Origin of the sequence: uncultured Bacteroides sp. (genome assembly GCF_905207245.1) — a bacterium.
Classification (GTDB): domain Bacteria; phylum Bacteroidota; class Bacteroidia; order Bacteroidales; family Bacteroidaceae; genus Bacteroides.
The window spans coordinates 16155-32008 of the sequence record NZ_CAJLKP010000070.1 but is presented as its reverse complement, the minus strand read 5'-3'; the positions used below and the strand labels follow the sequence as shown (position 1 = coordinate 32008).

At 46.5% G+C, this 15854-nt stretch carries 16 protein-coding genes; 6 read left to right on the top strand and 10 right to left on the bottom strand.

Annotated features, from left to right (window positions below):
• Positions 1-128: 128 nt before the first annotated feature.
• The 7 genes from QZ135_RS18505 to QZ135_RS18475 all read right to left on the bottom strand — a co-directional run bounded on the left by QZ135_RS18505 (position 129) and on the right by QZ135_RS18475 (position 6229).
• Positions 129-926 carry an MBL fold metallo-hydrolase gene (locus QZ135_RS18505; RefSeq protein ID WP_294612700.1) on the bottom strand — a complete coding sequence of 266 codons (798 nt, stop codon included), beginning with the start codon at positions 924-926 and terminating at the stop codon, positions 129-131.
• A gap of 110 nt (positions 927-1036) precedes the next feature.
• A complete protein-coding gene (locus QZ135_RS18500) occupies positions 1037-1765 on the bottom strand; it encodes a hypothetical protein (RefSeq protein WP_294612698.1) in 729 nt (242 codons plus the stop codon).
• Between the two features lie 12 nt (positions 1766-1777).
• Positions 1778-2164, bottom strand: a complete 387-nt coding sequence (locus QZ135_RS18495) for a VOC family protein (RefSeq protein ID WP_044266568.1) — start codon at positions 2162-2164, stop codon at positions 1778-1780.
• Positions 2161-2763 (bottom strand): hypothetical protein, encoded by a 603-nt coding sequence (locus tag QZ135_RS18490; protein WP_294612693.1) that lies wholly within the window; start codon positions 2761-2763, stop codon positions 2161-2163. Before QZ135_RS18490 ends, QZ135_RS18495 begins: the two co-directional genes overlap by 4 nt.
• Positions 2764-2773: 10 nt before the next feature.
• Complete coding sequence (locus QZ135_RS18485; RefSeq protein ID WP_294612690.1) at positions 2774-3676, bottom strand: NAD-dependent protein deacetylase; 903 nt, start codon at positions 3674-3676, stop codon at positions 2774-2776.
• 127 nt (positions 3677-3803) lie between these two features.
• Positions 3804-5156: an AAA family ATPase gene (locus QZ135_RS18480; protein WP_294612687.1), complete on the bottom strand. Its 1353-nt coding sequence runs from the start codon at positions 5154-5156 to the stop codon at positions 3804-3806.
• Between the two features lie 155 nt (positions 5157-5311).
• A complete protein-coding gene (locus QZ135_RS18475; RefSeq protein ID WP_294612684.1) occupies positions 5312-6229 on the bottom strand; it encodes an AraC family transcriptional regulator in 918 nt (305 codons plus the stop codon).
• A 259-nt stretch (positions 6230-6488) separates the two neighbouring features.
• Here QZ135_RS18475 and QZ135_RS18470 point away from each other — a divergent pair, with 259 nt between their 5' ends.
• Entirely contained in the window at positions 6489-7445 is a 957-nt protein-coding gene (locus QZ135_RS18470; RefSeq protein WP_294612681.1) for a FimB/Mfa2 family fimbrial subunit, read from the top strand.
• Positions 7446-7984: 539 nt separating this feature from the next.
• On the opposite strand, the gene QZ135_RS18465 is transcribed toward QZ135_RS18470, so the two are convergent.
• Positions 7985-8308 carry an MmcQ/YjbR family DNA-binding protein gene (locus QZ135_RS18465; protein ID WP_294612678.1) on the bottom strand — a complete coding sequence of 108 codons (324 nt, stop codon included), beginning with the start codon at positions 8306-8308 and terminating at the stop codon, positions 7985-7987.
• Between the two features lie 337 nt (positions 8309-8645).
• Here QZ135_RS18465 and QZ135_RS18460 point away from each other — a divergent pair, with 337 nt between their 5' ends.
• Positions 8646-11489 carry an ATP-binding protein gene (locus QZ135_RS18460; RefSeq protein WP_294612675.1) on the top strand — a complete coding sequence of 948 codons (2844 nt, stop codon included), beginning with the start codon at positions 8646-8648 and terminating at the stop codon, positions 11487-11489.
• Positions 11490-11537: 48 nt separating this feature from the next.
• Here QZ135_RS18460 and QZ135_RS18455 read toward each other — a convergent pair whose 3' ends face one another.
• Positions 11538-11747 carry a hypothetical protein gene (locus QZ135_RS18455; protein WP_044266531.1) on the bottom strand — a complete coding sequence of 70 codons (210 nt, stop codon included), beginning with the start codon at positions 11745-11747 and terminating at the stop codon, positions 11538-11540.
• 265 nt (positions 11748-12012) lie between these two features.
• Positions 12013-12297, bottom strand: coding sequence for an RNA-binding protein (locus tag QZ135_RS18450; RefSeq protein ID WP_044266529.1), 285 nt, complete (start codon positions 12295-12297; stop codon positions 12013-12015).
• A gap of 699 nt (positions 12298-12996) precedes the next feature.
• On the opposite strand from QZ135_RS18450, the gene QZ135_RS18445 reads away from it, so the two are divergent.
• The 4 genes from QZ135_RS18445 (at position 12997) to QZ135_RS18430 (ending at position 15846) form a co-directional block, all read left to right on the top strand.
• Positions 12997-13233, top strand: a complete 237-nt coding sequence (locus QZ135_RS18445; protein WP_294612669.1) for a hypothetical protein — start codon at positions 12997-12999, stop codon at positions 13231-13233.
• A gap of 29 nt (positions 13234-13262) precedes the next feature.
• The gene (locus tag QZ135_RS18440) at positions 13263-14549 is read left to right on the top strand and encodes an OmpA family protein (protein WP_294612666.1); all 1287 of its coding nucleotides are present in this window, start codon (positions 13263-13265) and stop codon (positions 14547-14549) included.
• Positions 14550-14630: 81 nt separating this feature from the next.
• Positions 14631-15083: a hypothetical protein gene (locus QZ135_RS18435; protein WP_294612663.1), complete on the top strand. Its 453-nt coding sequence runs from the start codon at positions 14631-14633 to the stop codon at positions 15081-15083.
• Between the two features lie 217 nt (positions 15084-15300).
• A complete protein-coding gene (locus QZ135_RS18430) occupies positions 15301-15846 on the top strand; it encodes a porin family protein (RefSeq protein WP_244436485.1) in 546 nt (181 codons plus the stop codon).
• Positions 15847-15854: the final 8 nt, after the last annotated feature.

The window sequence follows — 15854 nt, the reverse complement described above, 5'->3', positions numbered from 1 at the left end:
CCGCACAAGCGGAACATCTTTTACGGGCAAGGACGTAAAAATCTTCAATTTAGCGACGGGAAAGAGAGATTCCCGAAATATTGCCGGCTTTAAATAAAAGGGGATAACATCAACGATGATATGCAGGCTCACAGTACAACGGTTTCCCCGTCCTCTGGGATGATAAGGCGTTCCATATCTGCTCCATGATGCCGGGCTTCGTTGCGGAGTATGGTACGGGTAGTCTGGCAATGGTCGATGGCATCCATGTGGACGGCGATAAAGCGGATATTGGCAGGGCACTCGTCCATTATCTGCATTGTTTCGTGTTCATTGGGGATAATCGGGCCGCACTCTTTCGAGAATGGGGGAAGTATTGCGCCACCGCTATTCACGACGATATAGTCCGGACGATGTATGGCTACCGCCTTTTTCGTCATTTCATCCCATACGCAGTCGCCCATGATGTAAACCGTGGGCTGCCCTTTAGCTTTCAGGACATATCCAGAGGAGGTTCCCATCATTTCCGCCAGTTTGCCTCTGCCATGGCTTCCGGCAATCCGCACCAATGTAATTCCATCGACCGTCAGGCTGTCGGGAACAATCGTGGTACGGACAAAACGTTCTTTCACCGCCACCGTGTCATAATCAGCGGGCTGCACATACCAAGGCATCGCTTTGGGAATGGCTTTCTTCGCCGCATCATCGTAATGGTCGATATGGGAATGCGTCAAGAGGACGAAATCCACACCCTCCAACACCTCTTTTACAGGCATGGTGAGGTGTACTCTCGGATTCAGATTTACTCCCAGTGCCGATATGGAACTTCCCTTTTCACTCAGCATTGGATCTACGAGGATGAGCTTATCGGCATAGCTGACTTTCAGCGTCGCATTCCGGATTAGCCAGATGGAACTTCCTCTTTCGGTTGTTTGCGCCTTGACCATCGTTCCGGCGGTCAGGCAAACGAAAAACAAGAATAAAATTTTCTTCATACAATAATTATTGTTCTATGATACATAAAATAAAAGCTGTGTAGGGATGAACGACCGGAATGCTACATCTCCGGAGAGGTCCTTTCGATAGGTACCAATTGATTCAGCTCGTGGAGCGTAGCGGCAATGTCTCCCGGCAGTCCGATGGATTGCCGGGAGATTTCATCCGGTATATACAGCTCTTGGGCAAGGTTCAGGGTGATGTAAGTGGCATAAGGCTCCCTTGCCGTCAGTTGCATGAGCGGCAGCTTTATCAGGCGGTCCCGGCTGCCGATGCCCAGTTCGAGGATGACGAGCCGCTTGCCGTGATAATGCGCCAAGAATTGTTGCAACTCTCCGCTCTTATCCTCTATGGGCGCATCGTGAAGCATCTGCAGGAAGGTGCCCTCCAGTTCAAAGACTTTGGCGGAGTCGAAGCCTGCCAGTTCAAGATGCGTGTCGCCGTTCGTCGTCAGCACAAAGTAGTCCTTGCCGCCCACGAGGGCAAGCAAGTCCTTCATCACTTCGGAAGGGCGATATTCCTCTACCCACTGTTGCACAAGGCGGCGGCAGAACTCCTTCCGGCTCTCCGCATCGGGATAGGGAAAGAAGCATCCTTCGATGACGTTCCTTATCCCGTATCGTTGCCGGAAATCATCGAACCGGCTGCGGAACATCTCGTTGTCGGCAAAGACATGATAACCCTCGGCTATCGAAAGCCCGTTGCTGGCTCCTATCAGCAGGGCGTCTGCATCGGCTATCGCTTGGGCAGCTTTCTGCAGGGTATCAGGGTTTTTATCTATTTTATCCATCTATTCTTTCGCTTATTTCTCATACAATTCTATCGGCAAGTCGTCCGGATCACGGAAAAAGACGAAACGCTTGCCGGTATATTCGTCCGTGCGAATCGCTTCGTGAGCCACCTGCAGGCGGTCGAGGTCGGCTACCTCCTTGTCGAGATTATCCACCTCAAAGGCAAGGTGGCGCAACCCTGCGGCTTCGGGGCGCGTCGGTCGGGGCGGCGGGGTGGGGAAAGAAAACAACTCTATGACATACTCATCGCCCAAGGCCAAGTCCGCCTTGTAGGATTGTCGTTCGGCACGGTAATGCTCGCTCAGCATACGGAGCCCGAGCACCTGCGTATAGAAGTGGAGGCTGCGCCGATAGTCGGAGCAGATAATTGCTATGTGATGTATCTTGTTCAGTTTCATGGTTGATAGGAATCTTGTTCTACGAGTTCGAGCCGACGGACGATGGTCTGCGGTTTCAATAATGTTCCCGGAGAGAGCACGGCATTTGCCCCGATGCGGCAGCCGTCGCCCACCAGCGAGCCGAACTTCTGCAGGCCGGTTGAAATAGGTTGCCCCTCGTGGTATACAAAGACGGTCTTCTCCGTGCGCTCGTTGAAGTGATTGGCAAGGATGGCTCCTGCCTCAATGTTCACGTCATGCCCGATGATGCTGTCGCCCACGAAGTTAAAATGCGCCATGGCACTGTCTTCCAGCATGACTGTGGTCTTGATTTCGCAACTGATGCCGACTTTCGCTCCCGGTGCAAGGAAAACGCCATTGCGCAGGTAAGAATTCGCCCCCACGAAACAACCGGCGGAAATGACGGCAGGCGCCTTGATGGTCACGTTGTGTCCGATGACCGCAGTCTTGTGAATGGCAACGCCGTCATGGATTTCGTACCCGTCGCCCAATGTCTTGATTACAGCATCGAGGATGCCTCCGAGGCGGGCGATGGTGTCCCACGGTCTATCTTTCGCAAGCGGAAACGCCGTCGGGGTGGTAATGTATTCTTTTATCATATCCTGATTGTTAATAAACTCTTGATGGGTTAAACACTTCCGTTGCATTCAGGCTCGCCACTCCGTCCGTCGGCTTGCCAAGCAGTTGCTTCAGGGTGACGGCAATGTCGTCCTGAATGGCGATGCTCTTCTTTGCTATCTCCTGCGGAACAATGGCGTGCTGGGGATTGATGGTGACGTACGTGGCACGTGGCCACTGATAGACCATGTTCATGAACGGTTCCTTGATGAACATCGGCGTCATCATGCCCACGCCCAACTCCAGAAACAGGGTGTTCTTGTGTACGCACGTTTGCAGGAAGTCGCGGTATCGCTTCATCTCCTTCTGATAATACGCCCCTTCGAGGAAGGTGTAGCCACGCACCCACGGCTCCATCTCGCTGCCGCAACGGGGACAGCGGGGAATCAGCTCGTCGGGCAGGGCATCGTTCTCGATGTGCCGGCACAGTTCAAAGACTTGCTCCTTATTGTAATAGATGGCGTCGTGGCAGGGCACGCCGCACTGGAAGTAGCGCGAATCGCCCTGAATACGGGTTATCTTCTCGTCGGGAAAGGTACGGAAGAACTGGGCATCCTGATTGGTGGTGGCGATATAGTAGTTCTTTCCGGCAAGCAATTCCGCCAAGTCCTGATACGGTTCGCCGGTATAACATTCATACTGGTAGCGAGTGCTGCGCAGTATCATCGCCCAATGCTCTCCGCGCGTGGTCTTCCGGCAGTAGAAGGCATCGAAGTGGCTGTGGAAACCGTATTTGTCTTCCAGACTGCCGGCTATCATGCGGAACACGTCATCCCGTTGGTAGTAGAACTTGAAGCCTGCCGCGGCAGACATTCCCGAAGCACCTCCCACTACGATGGCTTCCGCCTCGTCTATCTTTTTCTTCAGTAAGTCAATCGTTTCTTTTGCAATCATACGTTTCTGTTCTATCTTTTTGTTTCGGAGATGCAAAGGTAGCGGCTTCCGGTAGGGATGCAACTACCAATCTTGCGCGCATCACTACCATTTTGATAAACAAGTCTTGCAAAAAGATGAAGTCACATCATAATAAAGGCGTCATATACAGCGGCAGATAAAGTATGTCATTCTCCATTTTTACATCTAAAGCGTGTAATACAATCCGTTTATGAATCATATTTCCGTATTTCCTCTTTATCTTTTCCAATGAGTTCAAAGTATATTTCTTGCCGGATTTCACTTCGATAGCAGTAACATTATGCCAGCTTGTAGCAATAGCTTTGGAGACCAGAAAATCTATTTCCATCCTCATCTCGGCATCCTCTTTAGAGTACGATGAAAAGAAATATAATTTATGCCCGGCAGCAACAAGCATCTGAGAAACGATGTTTTCGACAAGCATCCCCTCATTGAATTCCAATTTGTCAAACATCAGTTTCTTGTATATTTCAGAACTCGTTATCCCATTTTCATCAAAAGAATGGCTAATAAGCAATCCCGTATCAGCCATATAGCATTTCAGAGTATTTCCGTCACGCGTCAACTTGTATCCTATATTGGGCTCGGTACTACTGAAACAGACATTTACGACTCTTGCGTCAGCCAGCCAAAGGAAAGCTGAATCATAATCACGATAACGTGCTTCTTTTTGCAAGTCACCTATACGGAACTTTTTCTCATGACGTTGAAGCTGGGCAGGTATCTCGTCAAAGATATTTCCCACTTTCGTTTCCAAACCGTCCGCATAATGATGTATGTCGTTTCTGTAGAGATTCAATATGATTCGCTTCTGTCTGTCCACTTGTTCAAAGTCTTTCGTTTCGGCATATTTCAGAACGGCTTGCGGCATGCCTCCGACAATCAGATATTGACGGAACCAAGTCATTGCCTTCCGGTGCATATCGTTGCCCATCGGACGGCTTTTGTCATACTGCATCTTGATTAAATTCATCAACGTGTCCTCACCCATAGCCCAAAGGAATTCTTCAAAATCCATAGGATTCATTTGTATAGACTCCTCCTCCGACGGAATGGTTATTCCTTTTACATTCTTCCGTATGCTTACCAAAGAACCGGTTTCAATATAATCATATCTTGCGTCTTTTACAAGATATTTTATTGCAGCTCTTGCTTTCGGATAAAGCTGTACTTCGTCAAATACAATCAACGAATGCCGTTCTTTTAAAGAAACGCCCATATACAGACTCAGATACATAAAAAAAGTGTCTAAATCATAGAGGTAATCAGCAAATAGATCTTTTATCTGTTGAGTGGTATTATTGAAGTCTATTATGATGTAACTGTCATATTCATTCTTTGCAAATGCTTCAACGATATAACTTTTGCCAATACGACGAGCGCCTTCAATCAAAAGAGCCGAGTCGCCACATGCTTCATTTTTCCATTTTAAAAGCCTGTCATATATTTTACGTTTCATTTCCATATTAAACCAAGTTAAGTGAGTTACACATATCCAATAAATTCTATACGCGCAAATATACACATATCCAAGGTTTTTGATATATCAGTATCTACACAAATCCAATATTTATTGCTTTTTTTAACACTTTAAGGCAATAACTAACTACCCGATTATCTTTCCGCCTGCACGGAAGCGAGAAACTCGCTGATGGTCTGTCCCGTCTGCTGCTTGAAGAAACGCATCAGGTGGTTCGGTTCCGAGAAATTCAGCCGGAAGGCTATTTCCTTGATGGAAAGGTCGGTGAACAGCAGGTCGTTCTTCACTTCCTGCAACAGCCTTTGCTTCAGCAGATGCATGGCAGATACGCCGAATTCGCTGTCTACGGCTTTGTTGAGCGACACGCGGCTAATGCCCATCATGGCGGCATAGTCGTTTACACGCGTCTTAGAGCAGATGTTCTTTTCCAGAAGCTGCTTGTACTGATAGGCGTAATTATTTTGGGGCGGGGAGAAGGGCAGGTGGAACAGACGGGCATAGAAGCGGTTGAGCTGTAGCAGAAACTGATACAGATATGCCACAATCATGTGATAGCTGTCGGCAACTGGCGTGCGCAACTCCGTCTTCATGGAGCGCAGCAGCAGGAGCAGCGGCTGCCGGTCTTCATCGTCCATGCAGAAGAAGGTGGGATAATCACTCTGATAGCAATACAGCAAGCGGTACATGAAGTACTTGTCCGAAAGAAAATTGTTGATGAACTCCTCTTGAAAGACGAGAAAGGTGTAGTCCATCCGTTCGATGTCCACATGCCATTCCTGTTGCTGATAGGGCGATATGATGAGTGTCATGCCGTCGTGCAGCTCTATCCTTTTCCCGGCAAGGAGCAAATGTCCGGAGGCTTTACGGAAGAAGTAGAACTCGAAGAAGTCGGTCTTATAGCGCTTATTCATATCGAACCATCCGCGCTTTTCCCAACTCTCCGCCGTGTTCAGCAGAAAGTCCACACCACAGGAACTCTTGGTATATTTCAACAGCGAAATCTGCTCCGCCGTCTTGTCGGAGAACACTCCGAAGGTCTCTTTATACTTCATAGCCGTTTCGCATTGGAACTAAGCACCTTGTTCTTCATGAGGGATTAATGCCTGATTCTTTTTGACGCTGCAAAAATAATTCTTTTTCCCGATAAAGAAGCCTTTTTGTACAGATTGGTACGGGCGGCGTGGAACGGGCAACAGCTAAGATCATTTTGAATGATATCGCACTCACGTTATGTTAGTTTGTTAGTTAAAACTCAGAACCTTTTGAACAAGAAAATGTTCTCTAAGAAAATAATCCTAAACTTAACGAGTGATGAAAAGACTAATAGCATTTGCAGCGATTGCCGCCATTGTGGTAAGTTGCTCCGATGACAACCCTGCGGCAACGCCCGATGAAGCACTGATTACTCCCCCCATCTATACCGAAGTGGAAAACGGCGGCGGGCAAACGCTGCTGACCGGCATACTGACCATTGCGCCGTGCGAGGCCGGCAGTTCCATCTATTACGGCAACTACATCAACGGTATGCGGACTCCGATCCATGCCTATTATCACATACAGAACGGAACCTTCGACGAACAGCCGTACACCACGGAACTATCGCTGCCGGCAGGTCTCTACAACCTCATCTACTGGGGAACATCCCAAGTAACGGACTCAGCCTATTACAGCAACCCCATCCAAGAGCCCGTCTTCAGCATCGGAGGAGACATGAGCCTGCAAAGCTACGGACTCAGGCAGATGCCGGCAGACACCCTCTACTATCCGGCTTACGACATGCTGCACGCCGTTCAGCCCGCCGACATCGGCACCGAAGTGCTGAGTGCCTCCCTGCAACGGGTGGTGGCAGGCCTGCAAGTCATCGTCAAGAGCCAGGACGGCGACACCCTCAATCCGGGCATCGACAGCATTGCCGTGCGCATCACCAACATCTACAGCCAGCTGAACTACTACACCGGGCAGCCGCAAGGCAATGCGTGCACGGTGTACTTTCCACTGACACTTTCGGCGGACGGCATGCAGATGAGCAATGAAACCGCCATGCTGTTCCCTTCGGCAGGGCTCCCCGTATTCCAGCTGAGCGTCATTCTGAAGAACGGTACCGTCCAGACCTTCCAGCAGACGTTGAGCGCACCACTCGTCGCCAATACCAAACTGACGCTCACGCTATCCATGGGCGACATCTTTTCCGAAGAATCCTCCGGAAACTTCACGGTGGAGAGTTGGAATGAAGAGAGCCAGGAGATTAATATACCGACGCTGGGCTGAAGCGCCCGATAATTCGTTCCTCCAAACTCCTGCACGCCTACAAAAAATGAACCCCGAAAGTTCCTTGTTCCTCGAACGCTTCAAAAAGGTATTGGTGTAAGCCTGAACGTATGCATTTGAAGAAGCTTTAAATGGCATTCAAAGTGTCTCTGAATTTAGAGACCTTTACTTGAATCAATAATCAGCAAAAGGAAGCAGCCCCCGCCGGGAGAGAAAAATTTCCGTGGCGGGACTGCTCATTAAAAAAAAAGAAAATACTAACTTTATGATAATCAAATCAACTTGGTCTATTACATGTTGTTAAAACAGCCCCAAATTCACCAAAACTGCGAAAATGAAGAGAAAATACAAGCAAAATAGATAGAACTTTTCTTGTTTTGTTTGGCGATTAGGATTGCAAATAGTATTTTTGTACAGAATTCCCCTCAAATTCGTAATTAACTCGAAGATGGCAACAAAAATACAGCAAATAATACCGCTCTTGATTTGAGAGGTTACTCCAGATTGGCATTCATAAGTTTAATCAATTTAGCGTAGCTTTAAGGTAACTTACTCAACACTAACTGATAGGATACGGTTATCTGCATCTTCACGAATTTATCATCCAATTCATTCAGATAGAGGTCGCTCCAATGCGTTTTATTCATGTGATAGGCAGGACGTACACCACTGTATTGATCTCGAAGACTTGTTGCTACGTCAGGCGGCAACTTCACAGCAATACGAGGTTCAGGAGCATCTAACTGCATCAGTAAAAACCATTTGCCGCAGATGCGCCAAGCAATCCATTGCTTGGCGAACAGTTCTTCCGTTACATTCTCATTAAGGCTTAAAGCAAAGTTCCTGACTGATTCAATATCCATTACTAAGTTCTGATTTATAAGTTCATTAATCGTTTGCAAAAGTACACATTTAATTTCAAGGAACTTCTGTTTTAAGCGAAATTCCAGATTACCTCATACTCCGTCTTATGGATAGTAATCAATAAAATAGTCTTTTTACTTGGTATGAATTGCTAAAGAAGATATATTTGCAGGACTCATTATGGGGTACTATGAATTCATACTGATTGTAAATGCAACTATTATGAATGTCTGATCTAATTGTTACTTTTGCAGAGTTGCCGCAAGGTAGCAGACATATTTTAGACACAAGAAGACAGACCCCCTCTCTTTGATTATATACTAAAATATAGCGACTATGACAAAGCACATTCTCAACAGTAGTTTTTCTACTTTGGCTATTCTTCTTTTATGGAGTATGGCCATACTGTCATGCCAACGTATGGATTCCCGTATGTACACCTCTCAAGAGCGCAAGGCAATAGACAGTATCCTCAAGGCAACACGTACCACCGATTCTTTGGACTCTTTACTCAGGCAGTACGAAACGGAGAAAAACCGCTTGGGAGCAATGCTTACCAATAAAGAACTGGGGAAACGCAGCCGCGAAATGGCACGGTTCAATGAAGCGATCAGATATCACCGCAATGGCCTGCAACTTGCCATGGAGATAAAAGATACGCTTGAAGCCATACAAGCTCTGAACAATATAGGTACCAACTTTCGCCGGATGGGTACCCTCAACGAAGCATCCACCTTTCATTACAGGGCACTGCTGCTATGTGAGCAGTATAGTGACAAAAGCAGTTTCACCGCAAAGAAGAACCGCGTTGTTTCATTGAACGGCATCGGCAACATACATCTGACACTGGACAATCGGGAAGCCGCCGACAGTATATTTCGTGTCGCCCTGGCAGGCGAACATGAACTGGGCAGCGACCTGGGACAAGCCATCAATTACGCCAATCTGGGAGCCATCTTCGAAGCACGCGGCATGACGGACTCTGCACTGGTCTATTACCAATATTCCATGAAATACAACCGGGCCGCCAAATCAACGCTCGGCATCTCACTTTGCCACACTCATTTCGGACGCCTTTCCGAACAGAAAGGGCAATGGGACAATGCCTTGCGGGAATATCGCAGCGCCTACGACCTGATGGAAGGGAGCAGTGACCGCTGGCACTGGCTGGAGGCCTGCCTGGCATTGGCACGCGTCAATCTGTCAAAAGGAGATATTCATACGGCAAGGAAGTATCTGGGACGTGCGGAAGAAACAGCCAAAGAAGCTCATTCGCTGGAACATCTATCCGAAGTCTACCGGCTGGATTATCTCTGCTACGAAAAACAAGGTGACTGCCGTCGTGCACTCGACAGCTTTATCCTGAGCCGTGCCTTTGCCGACAGTGTAAGAAACGCTGAGAACCAGAACCATGTACAAAACCTCCGCGTCAATTACGAGAAGGAGAGAAGCAGCCGGGAATTGTCGCTGATAAGGGAGAATTACCGGATGGAACAGCGTAACAAGAATATTTTCTTGATAAGCGGTCTTTTTATTGTATCCATTATGGTGATTGCATTAGGATTTCTCTGGTATGCCTTGCGTATGAAGTCGCGCAACCAACGGATGATGCGTCGGATGGAGAAGGTGCGCAACAACTTCTTTACGAACGTGACCCATGAGTTCCGTACTCCGCTCACGGTCATACTGGGACTCTCGGAACAGCTACAGAACGAGGGCATGGATACGGAGGAGCAGAAAAACGGTCTGATCACCATTACCCGCCAAGGCAAAAGCCTGCTGGGACTGGTAAACCAACTGCTGGAAGTCGCCAAAGTAAAGTCTGAAATAGGCGAACCCGAATGGCGTCATGGGGATGCTGTGGCATATATACGCATGATTATGGAGATTTATCGTGCATACGCCCGGCAAAAGCAGATCGACTTGCGTTTCATTCCTTCCGCTACGGTGATTATGATGGATTTTGTTCCCGGATATTTCTGCAAGATAGCAAGAAACCTGCTTTCCAATGCTTTCAAGTTCACTCCCAAAGGCGGGAAAATTGTGCTTACCCTAGAGAGGAAAGCAGAAAGTCTGGTGCTGCGTATAGTCGATTCGGGCATAGGAATCAGCGAAGATGACCGACCCCATATATTTGAAACCTTTTACCAAGGGGAGAACAGTGACACAGACCTCGGAACGGGTATCGGGCTGGCATTGGTACGTCAAATGGTAGAGGGTATGGACGGACAGATATCCGTAGAAAGCACACCGGGCAAAGGAGCGACATTCACCGTTATCCTGCCGCTGAAACACGGGAACAAGGCTTGGGAGAGGTGGAGTCCCGAGAAACAGATGGAGGATGAAATGGAGTGCCTGATCCGAATAGAAGACAAGGAGCCGCAAACGAAAATGATTCCGGTATCAGATGATACAACGCAACCCACCATCTTGATTATTGAAGATAATGTAGACGTCTCTTACTACATCGGCGGATTACTGAAAGGAGAATATCGTCTACTCTATGCCCGCGATGGTGAAGAGGGAATTGAAAAGGCCAAAGAATACATTCCAGACTTGATTATCACTGACCTGATGATGCCCGAGAAGGATGGTTACGAACTGTGCCGTGAAGTGCGCCGGTCGGACATTCTGAATCATATTCCCATCATTGTCATTACCGCCAAATGCAGCGAAGAATCCCGGGTGCAATTGCTGGATGCCGGCGCGGACGCCTATCTGCACAAGCCGTTCAATGCCGACGAACTGCATATCCGCATCATCCGCCTGCTGGAACAACGCCGCTTGCTGCGCGAGAAATATTCGCGTGCCATGCACGAAGGTACGGAGCAATCCGTAGAATTAAGTATTGCCGACAAGAGTTTCCTGACCCGCCTGAACGATGTGGTTTATGGAATGATGGGAAACAGCAACCTGAGTTCGGACATGGTGGCGGACAAGATGTGTATGAGCCTTTCCCAGCTGAACCGCAAAGTAAAGGCCATTACCGGTTTCAGCAGTTCGGGATATATCCTGCAAATGCGTCTGGATAAAGCAAAGCGGATGCTGGCTTCTACGGAAATCCCGGTGGGAGATATTGCCACCAAATGTGGCTTCCCGGAGATGTCCTATTTCTCACGCATCTTCAAGCAGACCTTCCAAATGACACCCTCGCAGTATCGGAAGAGCCATCAGAAATAAACGTTGGGAAGTAATTAGTTATTGTCTATTGATGAAAACAAACTGAGACTATATTTTAGAACTGTGCAGTTTCTTATACAGTTCTACACGTTCGGCTATTTCAACTTTAGACAGATGGGCCGGAAGCTCAATCGTGGTTCGTGCAGTAATAGCTACAAGAATTACTTCTCCAACTTTTTTCTTATGCTCTTTGATAGCATTTTCTGTTGATTGATTGGAAGACCCTGTCTCCGGTCGGATAATACTCTTTTTCATCATATCGAATTGTTTTTTAAATCACCTCTTAAACGCTGCGTATTTTGTCAACTCCGATGATTCCTTTCGTCTTTTGGCGGGCTTTGTGAAATAGGTGTTTTTATCTCTATATTCCCAATAAAAAATGGTTTCATAAAACTAATACTGTAACAAACCTTCAAACGGATGAACATGCTCCCGATATTCTATTCGTTTAGTAATTTTCGCTGTTTAAAAAAAAAAGTAAGAACAGAAGATTAAATCTCCTGTTCTTACTTTTGGATAGACATTAATAGCGTCTAGAATTATATCCGTTATTACGGGGTCTTTCTTCGCGAGGGCGTGCTATGCTTACTGCAATCGTTTTACGGTCGTATTCTGCTCCGTTAAGTTCGTCAATCGCTTTTTGTCCTTCTGCATCGCTGTTCATTTCTACAAAACCGAATCCTCTGGATCTACCAGATTCTCTGTCCATGATAACTTTAGCTGAAGATGTTTCTCCATACGCTGAGAATAATTCGTTCAAGTCGGCATCATTTACGCCAAAACTCAAACCTGAAATGTAAATGTTCATTTGAAATTTTAATTAAATAAATACTAATGAAGAGTGAGGGGATAATTAAAGAAAGGTCTGCTTAATAAAAGGATAAAAAGAAGAACTGTACGATAACGATTCGTAACTCAAACTGTGGCAAAGGTAATACAATAATCCGGAGCGGCAACTTTTAATTCATTATTTATTCAAGATATTTTTAGATGGGAATGAATTTGATGTGTTATTTGACGAAACGGCATTTATACGACTGCCGTACCTTACCTAGTACGGGTGTCGTACCTTACTTAATACGGGTGCCGTATACTACTTGGTACGGGTGCCGTATAAGACTTAGTACGAGTGGCGTACCAGTGTAGACGAGTTTCACACTGATACATATCCGTAACCTCACCACTACTTGATAATTTAGCTATATGATTTTTAGTCGCAATTCGTAGCAACGGATGTATTTTCACCCAGCCGGACGGGATGAAATACCCATAAAATACCAAATAAACATATCAAAGCCTCCCCATCCGGGTTCACCAAAATTGTACTTCTTTAAGCACTGAACAGCAAGCATTTAACTTATTTTCATGCGCATATAAGTCAAATCTTTCTCTTTGAAAATGCGCGAAATTTACCAATAGATGCGCACATAGTGTAAATGCCCGATAGGGTAGAATACTAATTTTGCCCTCAACGAAAACGATGTTACACCCAATCATTATTCATAGTATGAACGAAGAGAAGAAAAAGAAACCATTGCTTCCATACGAACAAGTAGTGAAGATGATTGACGAACGCATTGCGCAAGAAGAGCAAGATGTGAAAGTTGATGAACGCATTGCGCGGGTAGAAAAAGCGGCAGAGGAGTTGGAAGCCAAACGTAAAGAAGAAAGGTTGGGCAGGAAAAAGAAGCAATGCTGCCTCAAGAGATTCTTGAAAAAGATAATTCGATGCTGCAAAAGGTAGATTCTTAAAACTTAAATAAAGTGGAGTATATGAAGAAACTGGTATTTATTCTTTCCGTATTGTTCCTCATGACAGGAGCAGCGGATGTACAAGCGCAATGGCTGAAAAAAGTAGGCCAGAAAGCAGTGGAACGTGCCAAAGAACGTGCAAAGAACAAGGTGGAACGAAAGGTGGACGATGCCGTGGACAAAACGGTGGACGGAGCTTTTGATGGAGCGGAAGATGCGGTGAAGGGAAAGGACAAGAAAGAAAAAACAAACGACTCTACCGAGGATGCCGACGGAAAAGTTGCGACACAAGAGGGAGGACAGCAACAGCAAAAAGGACAATCTCTCGAAATGACGTATGCCAAGAGCGATTTTGTACCGGGAGATGAGATTATTTTTGATGACAACCTTGCAAGCGAACAAGTGGGCGAATTTCCAAGTAAATGGAATCTGGAACGTGGCAATGCCGAAGTTGCTATGATTAATGGCGAAAAAGTGCTATGTCTTATCGGAAATGACAGTTGGATTTCACCCCTTATGAAAGAGCCGAAAAACTATTTGAGCGATGTGTTCACTCTCGAATTTGATATAATGTGCCCAACAGACAATGCAGAGGGCATTTTTGAACTTGACTTTATGCAACCTTCAGCAGGTCGAGATCACGATACATATACAGTGAAATGGTCATGGTCAAGTTATGATTGTCCTTTAAGCTACTCTTGGACAAATACCAATGATGAAAGAAGTAGCGGAGCCGGTCCAAGTTATCAGTTTCCCGACGGGAAGTGGCATCATGTTGCATTGTCGTTCAATAAACGTGCGTTAAAAGTATATTACGATGGAAAGCGTGTAGCTAATGTACCCAATGTGAAAGCAGGGGCAGGTTGGGTAACGTGGTGGACAGGACAAGGAACTGAGGGAAAGGATAAATATATGAAGAACATCCGCATCGCCAAAGGCGCCGTTCCCCTCTACGACCGCATGATGTCCGAAGGTAAATTCATCACCTACGGCATCACCTTCGACGTTGGCAAATCCACCATCAAACCCGAAAGCATGGGCGAGATCAACCGCATCGTTAAACTGATGACTGATAACCCCGGTCTCAAATTCTCCGTTGAAGGCCATACCGACAGTACGGGCAACGCCACCGCTAACCAGACCTTGAGCGAAGCCCGAAGCAAAGCCATTGTCGACAAACTTGTGGAACTGGGCATCGCCGCCGACCGTCTCACCTCCTCCGGCAAAGGACAGACCACCCCCATCGCCGATAATGGGACGGACGAAGGACGCGCCAAGAACCGCCGGGTGGAGTTTGTGAAGATATAGGTATTGTAACAATATTAGTGGAAACAAGAAGCGGAACCGAAAAGCTATACGAGTAGGACAACTTATTAAAATTGAAAAACTATGAGAACATTATTAAAATGGAACTTCCTTTTCATACTATTCATGACGGTATGCAGTCTGCCCTTGCTCACAGCATGCGGCGACGATGACGACGAAACGGAAGAGCCCGCTATCACCGGGGTAATGGGCTGGAAGAAAGACGGCAATACAGCTACTTTCGGATTCAAGGTAACATCAGCAGGCGTCAGTGCCAGCGGTGTCTATACACTGACTTTCAATGGCAGCGGAGATGATGCCCTTTGCACCAAATGCATATTGGTAGAAACCTATTCGATAGAAGAAGCCGCCAAGTATTCCGAGGCCGAATGGAAGGAACAGATGAGTAACCCGGAAAGTGGAATAAACAGCGTAAAGCGCGATGGCAAGAAAGTTACTATTGATAACGATGACTTCGTAGGAGAAAAGTGTGGAGCTATAAAGAAAGCGCTTGAGATAATGTACCCTCCCAAGTGAAACACATCAGGAGCTTCAGGGCTTCCAAAGAGACCTGTGAAGGTAAAACACTCTTTTTCTGGGGGAGACGTCCTTTCAAGCTTTGTCTAGTTCGAATATTATGACTGTATTATGGGCGTTTCCCTCTTTAAAGAAAGATTTTTTTGATTGATATCATAGCATAAAAAGCGGAACCGAAAAGCTATACGAGTAGGACAAATTTAAATATTCAATGATTATGAAAATCACAAATTTATTCAGAAAAGCAATGTTCATTTTAGTTGCAGCTTTGGTTGCTTGTTCAGTAAACGCCCAAGAAAAGGGTGATATGGCCGCAGGGCTCAACTTATCTTATGGTCTGCATAGTGATTACAAGAATTTTGGTATCGGTGCCAAGTTCCAATACAACATTACCGATGCTATCCGCATTGAACCGTCAGCATCCTATTTTCTGAAAAAGGATTATATGAGCATGTGGGATATCAATGCCAACGTACATTATCTTTTCCACGTCGGAGACAGCTTCGTGATTTATCCATTGGCAGGTATTACGTTTCTCGGTGTTAAAGCCGACTATGGAGACGCATTGGGAGAATGGGGAGACCTGGTAGAAGAATACGGTGGCAAGACCAGCGCATCCGAAACGAAATTCGGTGCCAATCTCGGTGGGGGTGCACAATACTGGCTGACTGAAAACTTTGCCTTGAATCTTGAAATCAAATATCAATTGGTCAGCGATTTTGACCGGCCGGTAGTTTCATTGGGCGGTGTGTTTAAGTTTTAAGTTCTCTC